Genomic DNA, 23,647 nt, shown 5'->3' with positions numbered 1-23,647 from the left:
GCGCGGGCACGGTGCACCGTTTGACGGTCGGTCGCCCGCGCAATCGCTACAGCTGCACGCCGAGCAGCGCATCGACAGCCGTTGCCACCGTGCGCGGCGCCTCGGTGTCGTGGCCGCCGTATTCGAGTGCGTCTGTCGTCCACCCATCCAGTGCCGCAAGCGCTTTCGGTGTGTCGAGGTCGTCGGCCAGATACTGGCGCACCCGTGCCACGACGTCGGCGGCGTCCGGTGCGGCAGCTAAAGACGCGGCCTGGCGCCAACGGCGCAGCCGGGCGTTGGCCTCCTCGAGCACAGCGTCGCTCCACGAGCGGTCCGCGCGATAGTGACCGGCGAGCAGGCCCAGGCGGATCGCCGCCGGTTCGACGCCGTCGGCGCGCAGCCCAGACACCAGCACGAGGTTCCCGCGGCTCTTGGACATCTTGTGCCCGTCCCAGCCGATCATTCCCGCGTGCACGTAGTGGCGAGCGAATCTGCGCTCCCCTGTTACTGATTCGGCGTGGGCGGCGGAAAACTCATGGTGCGGGAAGATCAGGTCGCTGCCGCCGCCCTGGATGTCCAGGCCGGTGCCGATGCGGGACAGGGCGATCGCCGAACACTCCACATGCCATCCCGGCCTGCCGGGGCCGAACGGCGACGGCCAACTGGGCTCGCCGGGCCGTTCCGCGCGCCACATCAGCGCGTCGAGTTCGTCGCTCTTGCCCGGGCGGTCGGGGTCGCCGCCGCGTTCGGTGAAAAGCCGCATCATGGTGTCGCGGTCGTAGCCGGATTCGTAGCCGAACTGGCGGGTCGCGTCGGCATGGAAGTACACGTCGGGGTAGTCGGTGTCGTCGACGACGTAGGCCGCCCCCGAGGCCAGCATCTTCTCGACGAGCTCGACGACCTCCGCGATGGCCTCGGTGGCCGCGACGTAGTCGTGTGGGGGCAGCACCCGCAGCGCCGCCATGTCCTTCCGGAACAGCTCGGTCTCCCGGTCGGCAAGCTCACGCCAGTCGATGCCGTCGCGCTGTGCCCGCTCGAACAGCGGGTCGTCGACGTCGGTGATGTTCTGCACGTAATGCACCGTGTGCCCGGAATCCAGCCACACCCGGTACACCAGGTCAAAGGCGAGATACGTCGCCGCATGTCCAAGGTGGGTGGCGTCGTACGGGGTGATGCCGCAGACGTACATGGTGGCCGTCTCGCCGGCGCTGACCGGACGGACTTGCCGGTCTGCGCTGTCGTAGAGCCGCAACTGCGGGCCTCGTCCTTCCAGCGCCGGGACGTTCGGCGCCGGCCACGATTGCATAGCGTCGACTCTAAGGTGTTCGGTCAGGGCGGCCTCCCGATGGTGTGGTGCTTACCGGTGAGCTACAACGCAGAAGACGATTCCATTCCCGAGCTAGCGGTCCCGATAGGCCGACCAGATGCCGTCGAGCAGCACATCGGCCAGCTCCGCGCGGCACATGAGGAAGTCGGGGAGGTACGGATCGTGCCGGTTGTAGATCATCGGGGAGCCGTCCAGCCGCGACGCATGCATGCCGGCGGCCTGCACCACTCCGGCCGGGGCGGCCGAATCCCACTCCCACTGGCCGCCCGCGTGGACATAGGCGTCGACGTCACCGCGGACGACCGCCATCGCCTTGGCGCCGGCCGAACCGATGCTCACCAGCTGGATGTCCAGCTTGTCCCGTAGCCGCCACAGCACGGCGGGCGGCCGGTTGGCGCTTGCGGTGATGCGGATGGGCCCGGCGGTGCGTGGCGGCGGCGCGGTGACGGTGTCGGTGCGGTAGACCTCGCCGCGGGCAGGCAGCGCGACGGCGGCGTCCGTGATCGCGCCGTGAGGCCGCCCGTTGCGCTGCCACAGCGCGATGTGCACGGCCCAGTCGGTTCGGCCGGGCGAGGAGAACTCGCGCGTGCCGTCAACGGGGTCGACGATCCATACCCGGTCGGCGTGAACCCGGGAGACGTCGTCGACGGCTTCCTCGGACAGCACCGCATCGTCGGGGCGCTCTTGCCGGAGCCGATCGAGGATCAAGATGTTGGCCCGCTTGTCACCGGCGTCACCGAGGTCGTAGGGGTCACCGAAGCCGACCTCCTCACGGACCGCCAGCAGGAGTTCACCGGCTTCGACGGCCACCTCGGCGGCCAGCGCCGCATCGGTCAGGCTCATCAGAACGCCGGCCAGGGAATCGGCCGGCGGCGGTCCGGTGTCGGCATCACCGGGTTATCCAGCAGCGCAACGGTTCTGGTGTGCAGCGCGTCGACTTCGCGGCGGGTGATGTGCTCACACAACTGATCTCCGAGTTGACCACGCACCTGATTGCGCAGACAGGCGACCGCTTCCAGCGTCTCGTCGTCGACGGGCTTACCGGCCCAGCCCCAGAGCACTGTGCGTAGCTTGTCCTCGGTATGCAGGCTCACCCCGTGGTCGACGCCGTACACATGCCCGTCGGTTCCGCACAGGATGTGGCCGCCCTTGCGGTCGGCGTTGTTGATCAGCACGTCGAAGACGGCCATGCGGCGCAACCGAATGTCGTCGGCGTGCACCAGGGTGACCTCGTCGCCGGCGTAGTCGTAGGCATGCAGCACCGGAAGGAAGCCCGGCGGAATGTGCCCTGCGGGCAGCAGGTCGATGAGGTCCGGCCCCGACGCGGGTTCATCACCGACCTCGTCGCCGGGCTGGTCCACCCACAACTGCAGCATGCCACTGCCGGCCGGGCCGTCGCGAATGATGGTGTAGGGCACGATGTTCCAGCCCAGTGCATTCGAAATCAGGTAGGCGCCCAGTTCCCGGCCCGCCAATGTTCCGTCGGGGAAATCCCACAGCGGAGCCTCACCCGCGATCGGCTTGTAGACGCAATGTGCTTGGCGCTCACCGAGATGCGCCTCGCACAGAAAGGTGGCGTTGCTTGCGGAGCGGATTCGCCCGATGACGGTCAGCTCGCCGCGTAGGCACACCTCATTGACGTCATTCGGGCCTGGGCCGCCGTTAGGTGTCGGCGTCATCGTCGGACCCGGCAAGGGCACCGCGCCGATAGCCGTTGGTGCGCACACAGATATGGCCTTCGGGGTCGAGCGGCTCATCGCACAACGGGCAGGGCGGGCGGCCTGCCGAAATGACTCGGTTGGAGCGCGTCGCGAACTCGCGCGCCGACTCCGGCGTCAGGAACACCCGCACCGCGTCGGGACCTTCCTCGGCGTCGTCGAGCACCACCGATGCGTCGAATTCGGTTTCGGACACAGCGAGCAGTTCGACGACGACCGTCTGCGCCTCCGAATCCCAGCCCAGACCCATGGTGCCGACCCGGAATTCCGCGTCCACGGGTGTCACCAACGGGCTGAGGTCTTCGATGTCGCCCGTCTCCGGCGGGATGGGTGTGCCAAAGCGGCGGTTGATTTCCAGCAGCAGCGCGGCGATCCGCTCGGCGAGCACCGCGACCTGCTGCTTCTCCAACACCACCGATACGACGCGCTTGTCGTGAACGGCCTGAAGGTAGAACGTGCGGTTGCCCGGCTGCCCCACGGTGCCGGCCACGAAGCGGTCGGGTGTGCGGAAGACGTGAATTGCGCGGGCCATGGCACCTTCCAAAATACCGGCATACCCACGTCAGCCGTAATTGTGAGGGCAGCCTGTCAGTCGGTCGAGCCGCCGATGACGGCGTCCTCGGGCGGCACCTCACCGTCTCGGCCGTCGGCTTGCGCGTCGCCCGTATGGGGCTTGGCCAGCAGACCGGCAGTGAGCTGATCGCCAGTGTGGTTGACGTGGATAACAAACGGGCGTAGCGGGGTGTAACGGATGACACTCATCGAGGCGGGGTCGGCGGTGATGCGCTGAAAAGTATCCAGATGTGTGCCGAGCGCGTCGGCCAGCACCGCCTTGATCACATCGCCGTGCGTACAGGCAATCCACAGCGCGTCGCCCTCGTGCAGCTCGGCCAGCCGGCGGTCGTGCTCGCGCACCGCCGCGACCGCGCGTGCCTGAACATGAGCCAGGCCTTCGCCGCCGGGGAACACCGCCGCGCTGGGCTGCTGCTGAACGACGGCCCACAGCGGCTCCTTGACCAGATCGCCGATCTTGCGGCCGGTCCAGCTGCCGTAGTCGACCTCGGAGATGCGTTCGTCGACGATCGGGTCAAGCCCGAGTGCGGCGGCCAGTGGTTCGACGGTGCGCTGGCAGCGCAACAGCGGTGAGCGCACGATCGCACGAATGGGCAGCGCGCCGATCCGGTCGAGGAGCGTCTGCGCCTGCTCGCGGCCTTTGTCATCGAGGTCGACGCCGTCGCTGCGGCCGGCCAGCGTGTGCGCGGTGTTCGACGTCGACCGGCCGTGCCGCAGCAGAATCACGGTCACGTCGCCGTCACCACCCCGGTGCCCAGCAGTGCCAGCACCACCACGCCGAGCACGACGCGATAGCCGACGAACCAGTACATGCTGTGGCGGACCAGGAACTGCAGGAACCACGCCACCGCAAGGAATCCGATGACGAACGCGATGATCGTGGCCACCAGAAGCTGAGGGCCGCTTGCGCTCATGCCCTCGCCGACCGGATGGAACGCATCGGGCAGCGAGAACAGACCGGATGCGAACACCGCGGGGATGGCGAGCAGAAAACCGAACCGCGCGGACAGTTCGCGATCCAGGCCGAGGAACAACCCGGCGCTGATCGTCGCGCCGGACCGCGACACGCCGGGCACCAAGGCCAGGCATTGCGCCAAGCCGACGGTGATGCTGTCTTTCCAGGTGAGGTCTTCGGCGTGGCGCTTCTGGCTCCCGTAGTACTCGGCGGCGGCGATGACGGCGGAGAAGACGATCAGCGCCGTCGCGATCAGCCAGAGATTGCGTGCGCCCGTACGGATTTCGTCCTTGAACGCCAACCCGAGCACGCCGATGGGAATGGTGCCGATGATGACGTACCAGCCCATCCAGTAGTCGAGGCTGCGGTGCGCGGCGACGAACAAGCCGTTGAACCACGCCTTGAGGATGCGGCCGATGTCACGGGCGAAGTACAGCAGAACGGCGAGTTCGGTGCCCAGCTGCGTGACGGCCGTGAACGACGCTCCCGCGTCGTCGTCGAAGAGGACCCGCGACGCGATCGCCAGGTGCCCCGATGACGAGACAGGCAGGAATTCCGTCAGTCCCTGCAATACCGAGAGAACAAGAACCTGCACCCACGACATTGCTGGCACGTCCGTCACGACGACGACCGTACCGTGGGGCTCCTGTTAGCGCGCTGGGCGTGGCACCGGTTGGGCGGCCGCCACCGCATCGCGGACCGCGGCGGACACGCTGCGCTCGTCGTTGAGGTCGGTGTCGATCAGCTTGCGGGTGGCGACGGCGACCACGTCTTCTTCTTGCGGGACCGGCCCGGACAGCCGCGGGCGATAGATCTCGACGACCAGCGTCTGCTTTTCGACGTGGAACGAAAAGCTACGCCCGTCGCCGACTTGGCCAAACCCGCTGGCGTGCATACCAGTCGTGATGTCCTCGATAGCAAACTGCCGACTACCCAGATCGCGGTCTGCGGCGACAGTCATGACCGAACCATACCGCCGGTGATGCCACCGAGCGGGGCGGACGCGGCCAAGTCGCGGCGTTGCCTACACTTGCTTTTCGATCTAGATCCAATTCGCACCTACGAGAGCTACCCCTTGTTGGCCCGGCTTAACAACCTTGCTCAGCTAATTCGCGTCGGCGCTGTTGCGCTGGCAATCGTGGGCTGCGCGGGCTGCTCGGCGAAGTCGAGCGATTCACCACCGCCGACGATCGTCCCCGCCGAGGCGGCCGCGTCTCCCCCAACGGCCGGCGCACCCGCCGGTGTGGTGCACCCGCTGCCAGGCCACGCGCAGGCCGCGGCGTTTGATGCAGCCACGAAATCGCTGGTGGTGTTCAGCCCGGGCCCGGGTGGCCAGTCGGTGGTCACGCTGCTCTCGGCGTCGGGCGCCACGCGGTCGCTCCCGCTGCCCGGCGCCGCTACGGGCCTGGCCGGCGACAATCACGGCCGTATGTACCTGTCGACCCGCGGTGGCTATTTCCGGCTCGACGTCGCCGCCGCGACGGCCACGATGGTGGGCGTCGAAGGCCAGCAGGTGACGGACTTCACCGCGATCGCTTGTCGGGCCGATGGCCGGCTCGTTCTCGGCAGCGCCGACGGAGCCGTGTTCACATTGAGTTCCGACACAGGCGTCGGCGCGCAGCTGAAGATCTTTGCGCGCGTCGATGCGATTGTCACACAAGGGAATACAGCTGTCGTGCTGGACCGTGGCCAGACGTCGGTGACCACCATCTCGGCGAACGGCAACGATGCCGACCATGCGCTGCGCGCCGGTGAGGGCGCCACGACGATTGCCGCGGATTCCGCGGGACGGGTGCTGGTCGCCGACACCCGCGGCGACGAACTGCTGGTGTTCGGCACCGACCCGCTGATCCTGAGGCAGCGCTACCCGGTGCGCGACGCCCCCTACGGACTCGCCGGCTCGTCGAGCCTTGCCTGGGTGTCGCAGACAGCCACCAACACCGTGATTGGTTACGATCTGGCAACCGGCATACCAACGGAGAAGGTGCGTTATCGAACCGTGCAGCAGCCGAACTCCCTGGCCTTCGACGAAGCATCTGGCACCCTGTATGTGGTGTCTGGCTCGGGAGCGGGTGTGCAGGTGATCGCGGGAGTGCCGCGATGACGACGATGCACCGCGGTCGCATGCCGGAAGGCTGGGACACCGATCTGTCAGACGAATACGAATGGATACCGCTGCGGCTGCCGCCGGATCTGACCAGGATCAGCGCGTCGACGCGGCTGTCCATCGAGGCCGAGTACCGCGGCTGGGAGCTCACCCGGGTCCGGCTGTACACCGACGGCAGCCGTCGAGTGTTGCTGCGTCGCAAGAAGGCTGCCGCCGACCGGGGCGTGCCGGACCAGCCTGCCTTGTGATGTACCGCGCGCTGCGGCGGGCGCTGTTTCTCGTCGCGCCCGAACGCATTCATACCTGGGTGTTCGCTTTCTTGCGGGCTGTGACCGCGATGCTTGCGCTGCGACGGTTGCTCACCCGATGGCTGGCGCCGCGAGACCCGGCGCTGGCGATCACGGTCTTCGGCGTGCGCTTTCCAGGTCCGGTGGGCCTGGCCGCGGGCTTTGACAAGGACGGCCGCGGACTTCATACCTGGGGCGCGCTTGGCTTCGGGTACGCCGAGGTGGGGACCGTCACCGCACAGGCACAGCCCGGCAATCCGCAGCCGAGGATGTTCCGGCTGCCCGATGACCGCGCTCTGCTCAACCGCATGGGGTTCAACAACCACGGCGCGGGCGAACTGGCGGTGCACCTGGCCCGGTGCAAGCCCGACGTCCCGATCGGGGTCAACATCGGCAAGACCAAGGTCACGCCGCCGGACCAAGCCGTCGCCGACTACGCCGAGAGCGCCCGCCTGGTGGGTCCGCTCGCGGCGTTTCTGGTGGTCAACGTCAGCTCCCCGAACACGCCCGGACTGCGTGACCTTCAGGCCGTCTCGTCGTTGCGGCCGATTCTGGCAGCGGTGAAGGCGCAGACTTCGACGCCCGTGCTGGTGAAGATCGCACCGGACCTATCGGATGCCGACGTCGACGAAATCGCCGATCTTGCAGTCGAATTGGGGTTGGCTGGCATCGTCGCCACCAACACCACCGTGTCGCGTTCGGGTCTCGCAACGCCCGGCGTCGACGCGCTGGGCGCAGGCGGAATTTCCGGCCCGCCCGTCGCGCAGCGGTCGGCCGAGGTGTTGCGCCGGCTCTATCAGCGGGTCGGCGACCGGCTCGTGCTGATCAGCGTCGGCGGCATCGAGACCGCAGACGACGCGTGGGACCGCATCACATCGGGCGCGTCACTGCTGCAGGGTTACACCGGTTTCGTGTACGGAGGCGGTTTGTGGGCCAAGCACATACACGACGGCATCACACGAAAGCTGCACGAGGGCGGATTCGCGTCGCTGGCCGAAGCGGTGGGTTCAGCCATTCAGCGCGAGCAGACGTAAAACTGCCCACTTTTCGCGGTTTGAGGGCAGTTTCGCGTCTGCTCGCGCGGGAGAAGCTACTTCTGCTCGTAGGTGCCGTGGATGACGGCGCGCGCTATCGCATTCATGAACAGGTTGAACCCGAGATAGGCCGGGCTGGCGTCGCCGTCGATTTCGAGCTTCTCGACCTTGACCGCGTGCACGGCGATGAAGTACCGGTGCACGCCGTGGCCGGGCGGCGGCGCGGCGCCGATGTAGCGCTTCAGGCCGGCGTCGTTGGCCAAAGTGATTGCATCGCCGGGGAATCCCTTGCTGCTGCCGTCGCCGACACCGGCGGGCAGATCGGTGACGGTCGCGGGCAGGTTGGCTACCGCCCAATGCCAGAACCCAGATGCGGTCGGCGCGTCAGGGTCGTACACCGTGACGGCGAAGCTGCGGGTCTCCTCGGGGAATCCCGACCAGGACAGCTGCGGCGAGACGTCGGCACCGCCCGCGCCCATGATGCCGCTGACTTGATCGTTGGCCAGCGGCTGGCCGTCGGTGACCGACTCCGAGGTCAGGGTGAACGTCGGCAGCTTCGGCAGAAACTCGTAGGGGTCGTAGTCAAATGCCATGACACATCCTTTTGTTGTCGGTTCAACGGGTCTAGCAGTGCATCAGGAAATGCTCGAGAACCTGGGTGCCGAACTTCAGTGCGTCTACGGGTACCCGCTCGTCGACGCCGTGGAACAACGCGGTGAAGTCCAGATCCGGTGGGAGTTGCAGCGGCGCGAAGCCGAAGCAGCGAATCCCCAAGCGGGCGAACGCTTTTGCATCGGTACCACCGGAAAGCATGTAGGGCACGATGCGGGCGTCGGGGTCGACGGACAGAATCGCGTTGTTCATCGCGTCGACCAGGTCGCCGTCGAACGTCGTCTCGTACGACGGCAGCTCGGTGATCCACTCTCGCATGACGTCGGGCCCTAGTAGTTCGTCGACCTCACGCTCGAACGCGGCCTGGCGCCCCGGCAGGATGCGGCAGTCGACGACGGCTTCGGCGGTCGCGGGGATGACGTTGGCCTTGTAGCCGGCCTTGAGCATCGTCGGGTTGGCGGTGTCGCGCAGCGTCGCACCGACCACCCGGGCGATCGGCCCGAGCTTGGCGATCGTTCCGGCCAGGTCGGGTGAATTCACGTCGAACGAATAGCCGGTCTCCTCGGTGATCGCCTCGAGGAACTGGCCGACGGCGTCGGTCATCACCAACGGGAACTCGTGGCGTCCCAGCCGGGCGGTCGCCTCGGCGACGGCGGTGACCGCGTTGTGGTCGTGGATCATCGACCCGTGCCCGGCGTGGCTGCGGACGGACAGCTTCATCCACATCATCGACTTCTCGGCGGTTTCGACGAGGTAGAGCCGCCGCTCGCCGCCGTCCTTGCGCGGCACGGTCAGCGAGAAGCCGCCGACCTCCCCGATCGCCTCGGTGACGCCGTCGAACAGGTCTGGGCGGTTGTCGACCAGCCATTGCGATCCATACTTACCGCCGGCCTCCTCGTCGGCGACGAAAGCGAAGACCAGATCCCGCGGTGGCACGATGCCCGCGCGTTTGAAATGGCGGGCGATCGCGATGAGCATGCCGCACATGTCCTTCATGTCGACGGCGCCGCGACCCCACACATAACCGTCCTCGACCGCGCCCGAGAACGGGTGCACGCTCCAGTCCGACGCCTCGGCGGGCACCACGTCGAGGTGCCCATGCAACAGCAGGGCACCGCGCTCGCGGTCGGCGCCCTCCAGCCGGGCGAACACGTTGCCCCGGCCGGGCGCTCCGGCCTCTACGTATTCGCATGTGTAGCCCACTTCTTCCAACTGCTCAGCGACCCAGCGGGCGCATTCGGCCTCCCCCTTGGTGGTGGCGGGCTCGCCGGTGTTGGACGTATCGAACCGAATGAGCGCGCTGACGAGGTCAACCACTTCCGCTTCGGCGTTGGGGGGAGGCGTCACAGTCACCATTCGTACCATTGAGAGGGCAGTTCGGTTTGGGTCCGGGCGGGCCGATCCGATAGCCTAAGCTGCCCAGAACGGGTCCGAGTGGCGGAATGGCAGACGCGCTAGCTTGAGGTGCTAGTGCCCTATTAACGGGCGTGGGGGTTCAAGTCCCCCCTCGGACACCAAAATCCCCGGTAAAGTGCCGCCCCGGGAAGGGGCGCCCATGACGCTGCCGATTGCGACGGCCGTGCTGGTTCTGATCCTCGTTGTTGCGGGAGTTGGAAAGCTCTCCGATCCAGCGGGTTCGCGCCAATCGATGGCAGATTTCGGTCTTCCCCCGAACGTCGCGCCCGCCGTCGCCCTCTGTGAACTCGCCGCCGCAGCCGCTCTTCTGATCCCGGGCCTGGCTCGCGTCGGTGCTTTCGGGGCGCTCGTGCTGTTCACCGCGTTCACCGGTGTCATCGCGGTGAACGTCGCTCGCGGACGCACACCCGAATGCCACTGCTTCGGACGTCTCTCGAGCGGGCCGGTTGGCTGGTAGACGGACGGACGCAACCGATCGATTCGCTGTTGACGCGGGGCGGCCCGGTGCTGCTGGTTTTCAGCCATCCGGGATGCGCTGCGTGCCACGCTCTGCTGCCCGAGGTCGGCCGCTGGCAGGCCCACTTCGCCAGCCGGATCACCATCGCCGTTATCATGCGGGGTGTACGCGGAAGCTACCGTCCCGCAACAGATCCCAGCGTGTACCGCGCACTCGGCATGGATCCGTTCCTGGTAGACACCGACGGAGCCGTAGCTCGCGCATACGGGATCACCGCGACACCGAGCGCGGTGCTGATCGACGAGCACGGTCGGATCGTGTCCACGGCGCGCGGACCCGGCGAGATAGTGAATCTCGTTGCGGAGACGCTAGAACCGGACAGCGTGACGCGCGTCTCGCGGCGCCGGCTCATCGCACGCGCCGGTATCGGAGCCGCGTCGCTCGGGGTCCTGCCACTGCTGGCGGCGGCGTGTGGAAGTGGAAAGAGCAGCCCGAATCGCCCGAAGACGCTGTCGATCGACGGCGCATACCTGTGCGATCAGCGCTTCGCGTTGTGTACCGACGCCCCGTGCGTGCCGTCGAAAACCGATCCGGGCGTGGTGATCTGCAACTGCGTCATCGAGGACAGCGGGTACTCGGTCGGCTTCAAGTCGTGCGACGAGCGCGCACCAAGCGGCGACAAGCTGCACTCGAACTTCTCGACCGCGCTGGTGACCAGCACGAGCCGCAGCCTGACGTGCCCGGCGCAGTATCAGTGGGCGAACTGCCTCGACGTGCCCTGCACCGTCGACCCCAAGGATCCGACGCGCGTCAACTGCGACTGCTTGCTTGTGAAGACGGGGCCGTCGGTGACCTTCGGCGGCAATTGCGACGCGGCCACTTGCAGTTCGGTCATCTGGTCTGCGGCCACACCAGACCTGCCGGGATCGACGCAGCTCGAGAAGGGGATGAAGCAGCTGGGCATTCCGCTCGAGCTGCCCAAGCCCTGCACGTAGGCACCCTTAGTACACGTCGCGCACGTAGCGCTTCTCCGCCACCAGCTCACGCTTGTAGTCGTGCGCCTTTTCGTGCGACATGCCGCCGTGCCTCTCGATGATGGTGGTCAGTGTGGCGTCGACGTCCTTGGCCATCCGGCTGGCGTCGCCACACACGTAGAAGTGGGCACCCTCGTCGAGCCACCGCCACACGTCGGCGCCGTAGTCGAGCATCTTGTGCTGGACGTAGACCCGGTCGGCCTGGTCGCGGGAGAACGCGAGATCCAGCCGGTTGAGGAAGCCGTCGCGGGCCATATCCTCCAAATCGTCGCGGTAGTAGAAGTTTTCGCTGCGATGCCGATCACCGAAGAACAGCCAGTTGCGGCCGGTGTGCCCGAGCGCGCGACGCTCCTGCAGGAACCCGCGGAACGGCGCGATGCCGGTGCCGGGGCCGACCATGATCATCGGTGTTTCACTGTCTTCGGGTGGACGGAAGTGCGGGGAGCGCTGCAGGAACACCGCTGCAGCAGCGGCCCGGTCGGCCAGGAACGTCGAGCAGACGCCGCCGCGCTGACCTCCGTCGGCGCCGCGGTAGCGCACCACCGAGACGGTCAACTGGACTTCATTCGGGCTGACCAGCGGGCTCGAGGAGATCGAATAGTTTCGCGGCGTCAGCCGGACGAGCACCTCCTGCCACTGTTCAGGCTCGGCATGCACGGCGAACTCCTGCACGACGTCGAGCCCGTTGCGTCCGACCAGCCACTTGTCGAGCTTGTCCTTGGAAGCGCGCAACGTCTTGGCTGCCGCCTTGTCGCCGGACGACTCCGCAACGAACCGCAGCAGGTTCGGCGTGATCCGGCAGATGTCGTAGGACTGGATCAACGCGTCGCGCAGGCTCTGCTCATTGCCGTCGACCGCGACGGACATGTCGCCTCGCAGCCCGGTGGCGGCCAGCCACGCGTCCACAACCGCCGGGTTGTTCGTGCAGTAGACGCCAAGCGAGTCCCCGGCCGCATAGGTGACTTCGTCGTATTCGGATATGTCGAAACCGAACTGGCGCACCTCTTTTCGTGCGGTCGGCGCTGTCAGCACGACGTTGCGGGCCAGCGGCGCCAGGATCGGTTTGGCCCGGGTGAACGGCTCGGCGACGCCGGTGCGCCGGGTGATCGTCGAGACGCCACCGTTGTGACCGTTCGACGGCGACGGCTCGACCGGTGCGCCCAGCAGCGCGGTGACCTGCTCGGCCCAGCGATCCATCGGCTCATCGTCGTACGCCTCGCAGTCCGTGCGGTCGAGAATTCGCGTGGCGCCCAGCGCCGCCAGTCGGCTGTCGATCGCCTTGGCGTGACCGCAGAAGTTGTCATAGGAGCGGTCACCGATGCCCAGCACCGCGAAACGGATGCCGTCCAATGTGGGTGCGTCGGGCGAATGGAGGCGGTCCCAGAACCCCGCACCGTTGTCCGGCGGTCCCCCGTCGCCGAATGTGCTGGTGACGACCAGCACTTCGCGGGCGCTGGCGAGTTCGGTAAGCGCCAGTTCGTCCATGTTGACCAGCTGTGAACCGCCGAGCCGGTCAGCGAGCCGGGCAGCGAATTCCTCGGCGTTGCCCGTTTGGGATGCCCACAGCACCAGCGGGCCGTCCTTGGCCGACTGATTCGTCGGTTCCGCCGTGACGCGCGAGTACCGGCCGGCCAGCAGCCCGTTGATCCACAACCGCACATCGCCGGCGACCGGAGCGGAGGCCGGTAGCACAGGCACACCACTGACACCTTCGGCAAGGCCGCTGAAAAAGGCCGCCAGATATATCTTTTCGTGGCTGGTCATCGTCGGCCTGTTGTGACCGAGTCCCAATTCGACGGGCACATCGACGGATTTGACCGGCCGCAGGCTGACCGCGCATACCTTGAACTCCGGTTGCAGCGAGTCGGGGTCGACGGCGTCGTTGGTCAGCGCGTTGATGGTCAGGTATTCACCGTGTTCGTCGTTCCAGTGAAATGGCACAAAGCAATTGCCTGGCCGCACCCGGTCGGTCACCACGGCGGGGAGCACAGCGCGACCCCGCCGCGAGGTCAGCTCGACGGGTTGTCCGTCGACGATGTCCATCGCGACTGCGTCGACCGGGTGGATCTCGGCGAACGGACCGCTGTTGAGCTTGTTGAGTTTGTCGACCTTGCCGGTCTTGGTCATGGTGTGCCACTGATGCTGCAGCCGGCCGGTGTTGAGCACCAACGGGAAGTCGTCGTCAGGCATTTCGCGCGCGTCCATGTGCGGACGGGCGAAGAAGGCCGCGCGCCGCGACGGAGTCGGGAACGCCAGCCGCGGGCGGTGGCCGTTCGCATCGACGAACAAGTCCTGACTGAGGCCGTCGTTGATGTAGCGGATCGGGTGGCGGTCGTCGGCCCCACCTGGCGAGGCGGACGGCGGGCAGGGCCATTGCAACGACGTCTCGCGCAGCCGAGCATAGCTGGCACCCCGCAGGTCATAGCCGGTCTTGGGGTTGGTGAACCCGCGGATCTCGTCGAAGATCTCCTCGCTGGATTCGTAGCGGAAGTGGTCTTCGAAGCCCATCTCCGCGGCGACCTGACAGATCAGCTGCCAGTCCGGGCGGGCCTGCCCGGCCGGCGGGATCGACTGTTGCAGCAGGGTCAGGTTCCGCTCCGAATTGACCATGACGGCGTCCGATTCGGCCCACAGTGCGGCGGGGAGCACGATGTCGGCATACCGATTCGTGGCCGTATCGCGGTACGCGTCCTGCGTGATGACGAGCTCGGCGGCTTCCAGCCCGGTGATCACCGTTCGCCGGTTCGCCACGGTGGCAACGGGATTGGTGCAGATGATCCAGCACGCTTTGATGTCACCGTCGGCGAGCTGTTCGAACATGTCGATGGTGCCCGGCCCGACCTCGGAGCGGAGGGTTCCGCCCGGCAAGCCCCACTGCTGCTCGACGAACGTGCGGTCCTCGGCGGAGAGCACCGAACGCTGGCCGGGCAAACCGGGTCCCATGTAACCCATTTCGCGCCCGCCCATCGCGTTGGGCTGGCCCGTCAGCGACATCGGTCCGCTGCCGGGCCGGCAGATCGCGCCGGTGGCCAGGTGCAGGTTGCAGATCGCGTTGGTGTTCCAGGTGCCGTGGGTGCTCTGGTTCAGCCCCATCGTCCAACAGCTCATCCACTCCCCTGCGTCCGCGATCATCTCTGCGGCGGTGCGGATGTCGGACTCGGGAATGCCGGTGATCTCGGCGACGCGGTCAGGTGGATAGTCGGCGAGGAACGCGGGCATGTCATCCCAGCCGTCGGTATGTTCGGCGATGAATTCGTGGTCGATGTCGCCGTTTTGGACGAGCAGGTGCAGCAGACCGTTCAGCAGCGCCAGGTCGGTGCCGGGTTTGATCTGTAAGAAGAGGTCGGCCTTCTCCGCGGTGGTGGTCCGGCGCGGGTCGACGACGATCAGCTTCGCGCCGGCCTTGAGCCGGTCGGCCATCCGCAGATACAGAATCGGATGACAGTCGGCCATATTCGAGCCGATGACGAAAAACAGGTCGGTGCAGTCGAAGTCGGTGTAGGACCCTGGCGGGCCGTCGGCGCCGAGGGATTGCTTGAAGCCGGTTCCTGCGCTGGCCATGCACAGTCGCGAATTGGATTCGATGTGCACGGTGCGCAGGAATCCCTTGGCCAGCTTGTTGGCCAAATACTGTGCCTCGATGGACATCTGGCCCGACACGTACAGCGCGACGGCGTCGGGTCCATGCTCGTCGAGGATCGCGCGCAGCCGCCGGCCGGCCTCCGCGACGGCGTCGTCGACGGGAGTGGGAACGAGTTCATCGTTTCGCGAAGGGCGCAGCAGCGCGGACTTCAACCGGCCGTCGTCGGCGGCCATCAACTCGGCGTGCGTGGCGCCCTTGGTGCACAGCCGCCCGAAGTTGGTGGGGTGCAGCTTGTCGCCGCTGACGCGGGCAATGACGGGCCTGCCGGTACTGGGATCGGTGGTCGTTTGGACCTCGATACCGCAGCCGACGCCGCAGTACGAGCACGCCGTCCGGGTCACCGCCATGGGCTTATGGTGCGTCGGCAATGTTTCAGGCTGTTTTCCGACGACGTTATCGCAGTGAAAATTGATGCTCACCGCGCACCGAAGTGCGCGGTGAGCATCGTTTCTGCAGGTCAGGAAGCAGGGACCGGCGCGGGTGCCCGGCCGATTTCCTCCCCGGCACCCGCCCTGGCGGTCTGGATTCGCAAGAACACGACCCAGGTCACTATGGCGCAGATCACATAGAAGGCCATGAACACCCAGAAGGCGTTCGTCGCGGACTTCGCCGGGCTGACGTACGAGGCGCGCAGCACCACGTTGATGAACACGCCGCCCAGCGCGCCGATCGCGCCGGCGAATCCGATCAGCGCGCCGGACATACTGCGCGACCACGCCGCCTTCTCGTCGCGGCTCCACTCGTCACGACCCTGAGCCTTGGCCTCGAAGATCGACGGGATCATCTTGTACGTCGACCCGTTGCCGATGCCCGACAAGATGAACAGGAGGATGAAGCCGACAACGTACGCGATCATCTGATTGCCCGTGGCAGCGCCCTTCATCCCGTCGTCAAGGACTCCGGTGGCCACCAGCACACCCGCCGCGAAGATCATCGCGATGAACGTGTACAGCGTCACCTTGCCGCCGCCGATGCGGTCTGACAGCTTGCCGCCGAACGGCCGCGAGATCGAGCCGAGAAGCGGTCCGACGAAGGCGATTTGGGCCGCGTGCAGTGAGGCTTGGGCGGCGTTGTCGCCGCCGGCCAGGAAGTTGATCTGCAGCACCTGGCCGAACGCGAACGAAAAGCCGATGAACGACCCGAACGTGCCGATGTAGAGGAAGCTCATCACCCAGGAGTGCTTGTAACGCAGCGCTTCGGCCATCGCACCGAGATTTGACCGCTGATTGCCCAGGTTGTCCATGAACAGCGCGGCTCCGAGCGCAGCCAGCCCGATCAGGACAAGGTAGATGGCACAGACGATTTGGGATGCGGTGTTGCTGATTGCAGCGATCACCAGCAGGCCGACCAACTGAACGGCCGGGACACCGATGTTGCCGCCGCCGGCGTTGAGCCCGAGCGCCCACCCCTTGAGCCGTTGCGGGTAGAAGGCGTTGATGTTCGTCATCGACGAGGCGAAGTTACCGCCGCCGAAACCGGCGAACGCCGCCACGACCATGAACGTCGTGTACGAAGTGTGGGGGTGTTTCATCGCCCACAGCGTCAGCACCGTCGGGATCAGCAACAACAAGGCGCTGACGATCGTCCAGTTGCGCCCGCCGAACTTGGCGGGGGCGATCGTGTACGGAATGCGCATCACCGCGCCGACCAGTGTCGGCACCGCGACGAGATAGAACTTGCCCGCCGCGTCGATGTGATACGTCGCCTGAGGCATGAACAGCACCATCACCGACCAGATCGACCACACCGAGAACCCCACGTGCTCGGCGAAGATCGACCAGATCAGGTTGCGTTTCGCTATATCTTTTCCGGGCGTGTTACCGCCGGTGCCTTCCCAGGCGCCGACGTCTTCGGCGTCCCAGTGCTCGATGTTGCGGTTACGGGTCAGAAGTTTCACAAGGGCCTCCCAGCAGCAGTTGAAAATAGTTGTAGGCCCGAGCCATTCCGCCTCGGTTGCACCGCCGTATCGGAATTGTCAACAGCCGCTCACATTGCTGAAACACCCCGGGGTGCGCAATGGGATTCATGGGCGACTCATCAACGAAACCGCCGCGAAACATATGCGCCGTAGCTTCGGTGAGGGTGAGCGACGGCAGCACCCCACGTTTCCTGCAAGGTCCCTTCGAGTTCGAAGGCAACGGTCTGAACAAGCCGTCGCCGATCGACGACTCGTTGCGCTACGTCGTCCCGGCGGGCGCGGTCACCCAGCCGGTGTACTTCCGCGGCGGCAACTCGAGCAAGCAGATGATCACCGTGGTGCTGTTCCGCGACGGTAAACCGATGCGCTACTTCCCCATCGCCGCCAAGGGCGCCACCCATGTGGCGTTGCGAGTGGTGGAGGATCTACTCGCCGATACCGTGCTGGAGCTGTACGTCGCAGCACCTGACGGTTGCCGCGGCACCGTGATCGTCGACCTCGGGCTTGTGGAGGTCTGATGAAGCTGGTCGTCGTCGGCAACGGCATGGCCGGGGTGCGCGCGATCGAGGAGATCCTGCTGCGCGGCGGCGGCGAACTGTTCGACATCACCGTGTTCGGTGACGAACCGTATGGCAACTACAACCGCATCCTGTTGTCGAATGTGTTGGCGGGCAGTCAAAATATTGAAGCTGATGCCTCCGAAATATTTCTCAATGGGCTGGACTGGTATGCCGACAACGGCATTGAACTGCGCGCGGGCGTCCGGGTGGTACGCATCGATCGGTTCGCGCGGCTGGTACACGCCGACGACGGATCGACCGTGCGCTACGACCATCTGATCCTGGCGACGGGCAGCCGGTCCTTCTTCCCACCGATGACGGGGCTGTGGGCCGACGACAAGACTCTGACCGACGGCGTGTTCGGGTTTCGCACCCTCGACGACTGCGTCGGCATGATCAGCCAGGCCGCTCACCGCACCAAGGCGGTGGTGCTCGGCGGCGGCCTACTGGGGCTCGAGGCCGCTCGTGGGCTGCAGAACCGCGGTTTGACTGTCGACGTCGTACACGCGGGCGCCACACTGATGAACGCGCAGCTTGACGACACCGCCGGCGCGATCCTGCGAAAGTCGGTGCAGAACATCGGCATTACGGTGCATCTGGAAAGGCGCACCACCGAAGTGCGGACCGATCCCGACGGCAAGCTTGCCGGCATCGTGTTCTCCGACGGCAGCTCGATCGATTGCGACATGTTGGTGATCGCGGCGGGTATCCGGCCCAATGTCGGTCTGGCGCAACGGGCGGGCCTGACCGTCGAGCGGGCAATCGTCGTCGACGACCATATGCGGTCGATCGACGACGACAACATCTACGTCGTCGGCGAGTGCGCACAGCACCGCGGCCAGGTGTACGGACTGGTGGCGCCGCTGTGGGAACAGGCGACAGTGCTGGCCGACCACGTCACCGGAACCAACCGCACCGCGGCCTACCACGGGTCGCGCACCGCCACCAAGCTCAAGGTGGCCGGAGTCGACGTCGCCGCAATGGGATTGAAGGCACCAGAACTTCCCGACGACGAATTCGTTCAGTACTCCGAGCCCAGGCACGGCGTCTACAAGACCATCGTCATCCGCGACGGCAAGCTCGTCGGCGCGACGCTGCTCGGCGACGTCAGCAAGGTCTCATTCCTCACCCAGGCGTTCGACAGCGGGCTACCGCTGCCCGATGAACGAGTGTCGCTGATGTTCGATATCGGCACGCCCGAGGTCGCAGTCGGGGTCGCCGAACTGTCCGACGACGCCCAGGTGTGCAATTGCAACGGCGTCAACAAGGGCACGCTGGTGAGCTGCGTGCAGGGCGGTGAAACATCGCTGACCGGCGTGATGGCCAAGACCAAGGCCGGCAAGGGCTGTGGGTCGTGTAAGGAGCTGGTCGGCCAGATCGTCGAGTGGGCCGCAGGCGGTGCCGTGACCGAGGATCCGTCGGCGTCGTGGTATGTGCCCGGAATCCCCTACGACAAACCGACTTTGATGCGCCACATCCGTGAGCTCGAGCTGCATTCGGTGTCGTCGGTGTTCGCCGCGCTGGCGCCAGATGGGCGGGAGGACGCGAACTCGAAGATGGCACTGGCGTCGCTGTTGGAGACGATGTGGGCCGACGAGTTCGTCGACGAACGCGACGCACGGTTCATCAACGACCGTGTGCACGCCAACATCCAGCGCGACGGGACGTTTTCGGTCGTGCCACAGATGAAGGGCGGCGTCACCGATTCGTGGCAGCTGCGCCGAATCGCCGATGTGGCCGACAAGTACGCGATCCCGATGATCAAACTGACGGGCGGCCAACGCATCGACCTACTCGGCGTGCGCAAGGAAGACCTGCCTGCGGTGTGGGCCGACCTGGACATGCCCTCGGGTTATGCGTATGGCAAGAGCTTCCGGACCGTCAAAACCTGTGTCGGCAGTGACTTTTGCCGGTATGGTCTCGGCGACTCCACGGCGCTGGGCATCGCCATCGAGGAGCGCTATCAAGGGTTGGCCAGCCCGGCGAAGATGAAGCTCGCCGTCACGGGTTGTCCCCGCAATTGCGCCGAAGCGCTGTGCAAAGACCTCGGCGTCGTCGCGGTCGGCGACGGCCGATGGGAGATCTACGTCGGCGGCGCGGCGGGCGCGCATATCCGCAAGGGTGACCTGCTGGCCACGGTCGACGATCCGCAAGCCGTCATCACGCTGACCGGCCGGTTCCTGCAGTACTACCGAGAGAACGCCAACTGGCTGGAACGCACCTATGCGTTCGTTCCGCGGCTCGGCATCGAGCGGATCCGCGCGATCGTGGTCGATGATGCGGAGGGCATCGCCGGGCAGCTGGATGCGAACATACAGAAGTCCGTCGACGCCTACCGGGATCCGTGGCAGGACGGCCGAAACCCGGTGTCGGAAGGACAGTTCCGGACCTCATTGCCACTGCTGCCGCTCCCCCAGGTACCGGTGCGATGACAGACGTCGTGGTCGGTTCGGTCGACGAGATTCCCGTCGGCGAGGCCCGCACGTTCGCGGTCGACGGTGAGCAGATCGCGGTATTCCGGCTGCGCGACGGCTCGCTGCGCGCCATCGACGCCGTCTGCCCACATATGGGCGGCCCGCTGGCCGACGGGTTGGCCGACGAACGGGTAGTGGTCTGCCCGTTGCACGGCCACACCTTCGACCTGTGCACCGGTGCTGAGGCCGGCGACGCATCTTCAGTGCGCAGCTATTCGGTGTCAGCCGACGACGGCGCTATTCGCATTCAGACGAAGTAGAACGTCAGCCCGAGAACCGTGTAGATCGCGAGCAGTTGCACGCCTTCGTACCACGTGGACTCGCCGCGCTGGGTGACCTCGTTGGCGATGATGACCGCCAGGAAGATCGCACCGATCTCGAACCCGTTGAACACCAATGCCATTGGGAATGGTCCGATAACGAACGATGCCAGCACAAGTACCGGGGCGACGAATAGCGCGATCTGTGCGGCCGAACCCACCGCGATGTTGATGGAGATGTCGATTTTGTCGCGAGCGGCGAAATAGACCGCGACCCAGTGCTCGGCGGCGTTGCCGACAATCGCCACGACGATGACGCCGACGAAGAACGGGGACAGCCCGATCGATGCCGACGCCTCGGTGATGGAGTGGACCAGGATCTCCGACATCCAGCCCACCGCGGCGCCGGCCACGGCCAGCATGAGCACGCTCTTGCGCACGGACCACGGCTCCCCGCCGTGTTCTGGTTCGTCGTGGGAGGGGTTGAACAGGTGTGGGTGCGTCTTCAGCGAGAACCACAGCCCGGCCGCGTATGAGAGCAGCAGCACCACGGCGACGCCGACCGACAGTGCCTGCAGGTCGCCGGAGAACTCCACCGCACGGGCCGTCGGGTGGGGCAGCCCGCCGCCGGCCACCAGCTGGAATATCGCAGGCATCACCAGTGCCACCGTCGCCAGCAGCAGCATGAGTGACTGCGCGGTGGCCGCCCGCAGCTCGAAGCGCTGACATGTCCGTTTGGCCCCGCCCGCCAGCATCGACATCCCGAGGACCAGCAGGATGTTGCCAAGGATGGATCCGACGAGCGACGCCTTGACGACTTCCTGCAGCCCCGCGCCAAGTGCGAACAGCGCGATGATCAGTTCCGGGGCGTTGCCGAACGTGACATTGAGCAGGCCACCGATCCCCGGGCCCGACCGGGCTGCCAGCTCCTCGGTCGCCCGGCCCATCAGCGCCGCCGTCGGGATCACTCCCAGCGCCGAAGCGAAGAACACCGGCACCGCGCCGGCGTGCATCAGCTCCAAGACGACCGCGACTGGGATCAACGGCACCAGCAGGTACGGCCAGCCCTCGCCCGTCAGCAGAAACGGCCTACCCCGTTGGGCGGGCGGGGCATCTGAACTCATGCGGTCTTCTTACAGCGCGGCGGGCTTGACCGCCAACACCGGCTTCGGGCATTCCAGCAGCAGCTTGCCGACGGGGCTGCGATGGCGGATGCCGATCACCAGCAGCTCCGCCGCGCCGAAGCGGCCTGCGGAATAGCCGATGACGATCATGCCTGCGCCGCCTTCTCCTTCTGGTCCTTGTCGTCTTCGACGACGAGGAGCGCTTCTTCTGTGCGGTGCATCAGCCTGAGCACGAGTGGCGTCAGCAGTAGCACCACCATCAACACGTAGACCACGATCGCGACGGCTTCGGTGAACAGGCTCGTCCAGTCACCGCCGCCGAGCTGCAGGGCTTGGCGTAGCTGGCGCTCGATACGGGGACCGAGGATGACGCCGATGATCAACGGCAGCACCGGCAACCCGAACCGTCGCATCATCAAACCGAGCAACCCAAACACCAGCAGCAGCTGATTGCGAAGACGTCGTTGGCCGCCGAGAGCGGTGTTGCGTTGGACATCGCGTCGGACTCGCATTTGGCGACGCTGGAACCCGCGCAGGTAACGGTCGGAATCGATGACCGCGACGGTTTGGTGATCTCGATGGCCGACTCGGGTCCTGGTGTGCCCGAACATCTTCGGGAGGAGATCTTCCGCGTGGCGTCACATCGAAGCCGGATGTGCCCGGCGGGCGGCGCGCTCTTCGTGGTGCGATTGCCCGTAGCGGCGCCCAGGGTGTCGGGGCCGAAGCGCTGTCGGCGGCACGTGAACTCCGGCCGCATTTGATTCTGCTCGACGTGTATTTGCCCGATATGACGGGCCTGGAAGTGTTGCAGCGATTGCGATCCGAGGGTGATCGCGTCGGCGTCATCATGATCACCGCCGCCCGCGAACTGGACACGGTGAGCGGCGCGCTGGACGCCGGCGCGGACCAGTCGCTGATCGACACGCTGTTCGGATGGCCCGGCTCGACAGCAGACGAAGCGCTACCAAAAGGGCTCGGCGCTGAGACTGGTCGCTTGGTGCTCGACGCCGTGCGCAAAGCCGGCGAGGTGTCGGCAGCGGAATGCGCTGACTTGGTCGGTATTTCGCGGGTCAGCGCACGCCGCTACCTCGAGCACTACCTCAGCGCCGGCGCTTTGGAGCTGCGGCTGCATTACGGCGTCGGCCGGCCGGAGCGGCGCTATCGTTCGGCGCGCTAGATGTCCGCCTGGAACCAAAGCACGATGTCGGAGAGCTCGGTGAAGCGCCAGGAGCCACCGGTTTCGAATTGGAAGAGATTCTCACCCGGGTGGACGATATTGGCGCCGACAACCTCCTGGATGGTGCGCATCGGCGGGTCTTGTGCGCCGCTGGCGTGCCAGGTCCACACCACCTCGCCGTTGATGAGGATGTCCAGCTCCATGTCATCGGACGTGTCAACTTTGAACATGAAGTTGAGAACGCAGCGCGACCCCTTGTTGATGTTGGCGGGAACGCTGAACTTGATCGGATTGGTGCTGCCGTCATCGATCTTCCAGGCATCCCGAATGATTACGTAGTCGGCGACTCTCGCCATGGCCCCTCCTTGTGGTGCGGGTTTGATTGGTACACCGACAGTTTGGGTCCGGCGCGCACTCCCTGAATGGAGTAGTGGACTACTCCATTTCTTCCGCATCAGGTACCTGCCCAAGTGGTGACAAAGGATCACCGAATGCGAAATTGTCCAGCTCGAGAGCCGCGATCGGTTACGCGGCGTGTAGGTCGGCGAGTTCAATGCCGATGCGGATCTCGACTTCGCTGACCGTGATGAGTGGTGCCCCGGGCAGCGGTGGCGCCGTTGAGCGATACGTCGCGCCGGTGGGTGTGACGAATTCGGCGGTGTGCACACCGTTTTGATCACCAGCAGTCACCCGCCAGCCCGGTGACTCCTTGACGTAGTCGCACCGCTCACACTCCCCCAACCCATTGACGGCGCAGGTCGGCCCACCGCGAATGCGCGGTGTGGCGTGATCACGATGCCGAATCGGCGCATCACAATACGGAGTGCGACAGGTTCGGTGACGCACGCCGATGAACGCGGCCAACCCCTTGGGAAAGCACCGCGGCCGCGACTCCATCCCCACCAACGCACCACTATTCGGATGTCGATAGAGCCGCCGCAGCGTCGCGGCCACCCGCTCATCCACCACCGCATCTTTGACCAGACGCTGCG

22 protein-coding genes, 1 tRNA gene and 4 pseudogenes are annotated in these 23,647 nt (G+C 66.0%); 11 read left to right on the top strand and 16 right to left on the bottom strand.

Annotated features, from left to right (window positions below; all coding sequences use genetic code 11):
• Positions 1-46: 46 nt before the first annotated feature.
• The 7 genes from mshC to VJV41_RS20225 form a co-directional block, all read right to left on the bottom strand.
• Positions 47-1,285, bottom strand: a complete 1,239-nt coding sequence (mshC, locus tag VJV41_RS20255; RefSeq protein ID WP_325336807.1) for a cysteine--1-D-myo-inosityl 2-amino-2-deoxy-alpha-D-glucopyranoside ligase — start codon at positions 1,283-1,285, stop codon at positions 47-49.
• A 93-nt stretch (positions 1,286-1,378) separates the two neighbouring features.
• On the bottom strand, positions 1,379-2,149 hold the full coding sequence (locus tag VJV41_RS20250; protein WP_325336806.1) for a 3'(2'),5'-bisphosphate nucleotidase CysQ: 771 nt from the start codon (positions 2,147-2,149) through the stop codon (positions 1,379-1,381).
• The gene (locus VJV41_RS20245) at positions 2,149-2,985 is read right to left on the bottom strand and encodes an SCO1664 family protein (protein WP_325336805.1); all 837 of its coding nucleotides are present in this window, start codon (positions 2,983-2,985) and stop codon (positions 2,149-2,151) included. The genes VJV41_RS20250 and VJV41_RS20245 overlap by 1 nt, the downstream gene beginning before the upstream one ends.
• Entirely contained in the window at positions 2,969-3,556 is a 588-nt protein-coding gene (locus tag VJV41_RS20240) for a DUF3090 domain-containing protein (protein WP_325336804.1), read from the bottom strand. Before VJV41_RS20240 ends, VJV41_RS20245 begins: the two co-directional genes overlap by 17 nt.
• Before the next feature lie 56 nt (positions 3,557-3,612).
• Positions 3,613-4,329 (bottom strand): histidine phosphatase family protein, encoded by a 717-nt coding sequence (locus tag VJV41_RS20235; protein WP_325336803.1) that lies wholly within the window; start codon positions 4,327-4,329, stop codon positions 3,613-3,615.
• Positions 4,326-5,156: an undecaprenyl-diphosphate phosphatase gene (locus VJV41_RS20230; RefSeq protein ID WP_325336851.1), complete on the bottom strand. Its 831-nt coding sequence runs from the start codon at positions 5,154-5,156 to the stop codon at positions 4,326-4,328. Before VJV41_RS20230 ends, VJV41_RS20235 begins: the two co-directional genes overlap by 4 nt.
• Positions 5,157-5,201: 45 nt before the next feature.
• On the bottom strand, positions 5,202-5,513 hold the full coding sequence (locus VJV41_RS20225; RefSeq protein ID WP_325336802.1) for a hypothetical protein: 312 nt from the start codon (positions 5,511-5,513) through the stop codon (positions 5,202-5,204).
• Positions 5,514-5,627: 114 nt separating this feature from the next.
• Between VJV41_RS20225 and VJV41_RS20220 the strand changes: the two genes are divergently transcribed.
• Genes VJV41_RS20220 through VJV41_RS20210 form a run of 3 tightly spaced genes read left to right on the top strand, consistent with a single transcriptional unit; the run spans position 5,628 to position 7,980 of the window.
• A complete protein-coding gene (locus tag VJV41_RS20220; RefSeq protein WP_414685011.1) occupies positions 5,628-6,656 on the top strand; it encodes a YncE family protein in 1,029 nt (342 codons plus the stop codon).
• The gene (locus VJV41_RS20215) at positions 6,653-6,907 is read left to right on the top strand and encodes a DUF5703 family protein (protein ID WP_325336800.1); all 255 of its coding nucleotides are present in this window, start codon (positions 6,653-6,655) and stop codon (positions 6,905-6,907) included. Before VJV41_RS20220 ends, VJV41_RS20215 begins: the two co-directional genes overlap by 4 nt.
• On the top strand, positions 6,907-7,980 hold the full coding sequence (locus tag VJV41_RS20210) for a quinone-dependent dihydroorotate dehydrogenase (RefSeq protein ID WP_325336799.1): 1,074 nt from the start codon (positions 6,907-6,909) through the stop codon (positions 7,978-7,980). Before VJV41_RS20215 ends, VJV41_RS20210 begins: the two co-directional genes overlap by 1 nt.
• A 56-nt stretch (positions 7,981-8,036) precedes the next feature.
• Here VJV41_RS20210 and VJV41_RS20205 read toward each other — a convergent pair whose 3' ends face one another.
• Positions 8,037-8,573 (bottom strand): YbhB/YbcL family Raf kinase inhibitor-like protein, encoded by a 537-nt coding sequence (locus VJV41_RS20205; RefSeq protein ID WP_325336798.1) that lies wholly within the window; start codon positions 8,571-8,573, stop codon positions 8,037-8,039.
• A 31-nt stretch (positions 8,574-8,604) separates the two neighbouring features.
• Positions 8,605-9,948: a M20/M25/M40 family metallo-hydrolase gene (locus VJV41_RS20200; protein WP_325336797.1), complete on the bottom strand. Its 1,344-nt coding sequence runs from the start codon at positions 9,946-9,948 to the stop codon at positions 8,605-8,607.
• Positions 9,949-10,020: 72 nt separating this feature from the next.
• Here VJV41_RS20200 and VJV41_RS20195 point away from each other — a divergent pair.
• The 3 genes from VJV41_RS20195 to VJV41_RS20185 all read left to right on the top strand — a co-directional run bounded on the left by VJV41_RS20195 (position 10,021) and on the right by VJV41_RS20185 (position 11,460).
• Positions 10,021-10,109 (top strand) — tRNA-Leu (locus VJV41_RS20195).
• Between the two features lie 38 nt (positions 10,110-10,147).
• Positions 10,148-10,465 (top strand): MauE/DoxX family redox-associated membrane protein, encoded by a 318-nt coding sequence (locus VJV41_RS20190; RefSeq protein ID WP_325336796.1) that lies wholly within the window; start codon positions 10,148-10,150, stop codon positions 10,463-10,465.
• A gap of 29 nt (positions 10,466-10,494) precedes the next feature.
• Positions 10,495-11,460, top strand: coding sequence for a TlpA disulfide reductase family protein (locus tag VJV41_RS20185; RefSeq protein ID WP_325336795.1), 966 nt, complete (start codon positions 10,495-10,497; stop codon positions 11,458-11,460).
• Between the two features lie 6 nt (positions 11,461-11,466).
• Here VJV41_RS20185 and VJV41_RS20180 read toward each other — a convergent pair whose 3' ends face one another.
• Together VJV41_RS20180 and VJV41_RS20175 are read right to left on the bottom strand one after the other, a co-directional pair.
• Positions 11,467-15,489, bottom strand: a complete 4,023-nt coding sequence (locus VJV41_RS20180) for a bifunctional nitrate reductase/sulfite reductase flavoprotein subunit alpha (protein ID WP_325336794.1) — start codon at positions 15,487-15,489, stop codon at positions 11,467-11,469.
• Between the two features lie 110 nt (positions 15,490-15,599).
• Positions 15,600-17,039: a nitrate/nitrite transporter gene (locus VJV41_RS20175; protein WP_325336793.1), complete on the bottom strand. Its 1,440-nt coding sequence runs from the start codon at positions 17,037-17,039 to the stop codon at positions 15,600-15,602.
• Positions 17,040-17,224: 185 nt separating this feature from the next.
• On the opposite strand from VJV41_RS20175, the gene VJV41_RS20170 reads away from it, so the two are divergent.
• From VJV41_RS20170 to VJV41_RS20160, 3 genes are read left to right on the top strand one after another with little or no spacing between them, the layout of a single operon-like run.
• Positions 17,225-17,578, top strand: coding sequence for a molybdopterin oxidoreductase (locus VJV41_RS20170; protein WP_325336792.1), 354 nt, complete (start codon positions 17,225-17,227; stop codon positions 17,576-17,578).
• Positions 17,578-20,052 (top strand): nitrite reductase large subunit NirB, encoded by a 2,475-nt coding sequence (nirB, locus tag VJV41_RS20165; protein WP_325336791.1) that lies wholly within the window; start codon positions 17,578-17,580, stop codon positions 20,050-20,052. The genes VJV41_RS20170 and nirB overlap by 1 nt, the downstream gene beginning before the upstream one ends.
• Complete coding sequence (locus VJV41_RS20160; RefSeq protein WP_325336790.1) at positions 20,049-20,354, top strand: Rieske (2Fe-2S) protein; 306 nt, start codon at positions 20,049-20,051, stop codon at positions 20,352-20,354. Before nirB ends, VJV41_RS20160 begins: the two co-directional genes overlap by 4 nt.
• Here VJV41_RS20160 and cax read toward each other — a convergent pair.
• From cax to VJV41_RS20145, 3 genes and pseudogenes are all read right to left on the bottom strand, one after another.
• The gene (gene cax / locus VJV41_RS20155) at positions 20,342-21,478 is read right to left on the bottom strand and encodes a calcium/proton exchanger (RefSeq protein WP_325336789.1); all 1,137 of its coding nucleotides are present in this window, start codon (positions 21,476-21,478) and stop codon (positions 20,342-20,344) included. The two genes, VJV41_RS20160 and cax, sit on opposite strands and share 13 nt — an antisense overlap.
• A gap of 9 nt (positions 21,479-21,487) precedes the next feature.
• Positions 21,488-21,589: pseudogene (locus tag VJV41_RS20150) on the bottom strand (universal stress protein); the annotation flags it as partial.
• Between the two features lie 35 nt (positions 21,590-21,624).
• Positions 21,625-21,924: pseudogene (locus tag VJV41_RS20145) on the bottom strand (tripartite tricarboxylate transporter permease); the annotation flags it as partial.
• On the opposite strand from VJV41_RS20145, the pseudogene VJV41_RS20140 reads away from it, so the two are divergent.
• Both VJV41_RS20140 and VJV41_RS20135 read left to right on the top strand, forming a co-directional pair.
• Positions 21,925-22,148 (top strand): annotated as a pseudogene (locus VJV41_RS20140) (ATPase); the annotation flags it as partial.
• Positions 22,134-22,655, top strand: a complete 522-nt coding sequence (locus tag VJV41_RS20135; protein WP_414685010.1) for a response regulator — start codon at positions 22,134-22,136, stop codon at positions 22,653-22,655. The pseudogene VJV41_RS20140 and the gene VJV41_RS20135, both read left to right, overlap by 15 nt.
• On the opposite strand, the gene VJV41_RS20130 is transcribed toward VJV41_RS20135, so the two are convergent.
• Together VJV41_RS20130 and VJV41_RS20125 are read right to left on the bottom strand one after the other, a co-directional pair.
• Complete coding sequence (locus VJV41_RS20130; protein ID WP_325336788.1) at positions 22,652-23,011, bottom strand: hypothetical protein; 360 nt, start codon at positions 23,009-23,011, stop codon at positions 22,652-22,654. The two genes, VJV41_RS20135 and VJV41_RS20130, sit on opposite strands and share 4 nt — an antisense overlap.
• 169 nt (positions 23,012-23,180) lie before the next feature.
• Positions 23,181-23,647: pseudogene (locus tag VJV41_RS20125) on the bottom strand (HNH endonuclease); the annotation flags it as partial.

This window comes from Mycobacterium sp. (assembly GCF_035274705.1).
Lineage (GTDB): Bacteria > Actinomycetota > Actinomycetes > Mycobacteriales > Mycobacteriaceae > Mycobacterium.
This window is presented reverse-complemented; position numbering and strand designations above follow the sequence as displayed.

Coding starts and splice junctions, on each gene's coding strand:
- mshC (WP_325336807.1), bottom strand. CDS start 1,285: ATGCAATCGTGGCCGGCGCCGAACGTCCCGGCGCTGGAAGGACGAGGC.
- VJV41_RS20250 (WP_325336806.1), bottom strand. CDS start 2,149: ATGAGCCTGACCGATGCGGCGCTGGCCGCCGAGGTGGCCGTCGAAGCC.
- VJV41_RS20245 (WP_325336805.1), bottom strand. CDS start 2,985: ATGACGCCGACACCTAACGGCGGCCCAGGCCCGAATGACGTCAATGAG.
- VJV41_RS20240 (WP_325336804.1), bottom strand. CDS start 3,556: ATGGCCCGCGCAATTCACGTCTTCCGCACACCCGACCGCTTCGTGGCC.
- VJV41_RS20230 (WP_325336851.1), bottom strand. CDS start 5,156: ATGTCGTGGGTGCAGGTTCTTGTTCTCTCGGTATTGCAGGGACTGACG.
- VJV41_RS20225 (WP_325336802.1), bottom strand. CDS start 5,513: ATGACTGTCGCCGCAGACCGCGATCTGGGTAGTCGGCAGTTTGCTATC.
- VJV41_RS20215 (WP_325336800.1), top strand. CDS start 6,653: ATGACGACGATGCACCGCGGTCGCATGCCGGAAGGCTGGGACACCGAT.
- VJV41_RS20210 (WP_325336799.1), top strand. CDS start 6,907: ATGTACCGCGCGCTGCGGCGGGCGCTGTTTCTCGTCGCGCCCGAACGC.
- VJV41_RS20205 (WP_325336798.1), bottom strand. CDS start 8,573: ATGGCATTTGACTACGACCCCTACGAGTTTCTGCCGAAGCTGCCGACG.
- VJV41_RS20200 (WP_325336797.1), bottom strand. CDS start 9,948: ATGGTGACTGTGACGCCTCCCCCCAACGCCGAAGCGGAAGTGGTTGAC.
- VJV41_RS20190 (WP_325336796.1), top strand. CDS start 10,148: ATGACGCTGCCGATTGCGACGGCCGTGCTGGTTCTGATCCTCGTTGTT.
- VJV41_RS20180 (WP_325336794.1), bottom strand. CDS start 15,489: ATGGCGGTGACCCGGACGGCGTGCTCGTACTGCGGCGTCGGCTGCGGT.
- nirB (WP_325336791.1), top strand. CDS start 17,578: ATGAAGCTGGTCGTCGTCGGCAACGGCATGGCCGGGGTGCGCGCGATC.
- VJV41_RS20160 (WP_325336790.1), top strand. CDS start 20,049: ATGACAGACGTCGTGGTCGGTTCGGTCGACGAGATTCCCGTCGGCGAG.
- cax (WP_325336789.1), bottom strand. CDS start 21,478: ATGAGTTCAGATGCCCCGCCCGCCCAACGGGGTAGGCCGTTTCTGCTG.
- VJV41_RS20130 (WP_325336788.1), bottom strand. CDS start 23,011: ATGGCGAGAGTCGCCGACTACGTAATCATTCGGGATGCCTGGAAGATC.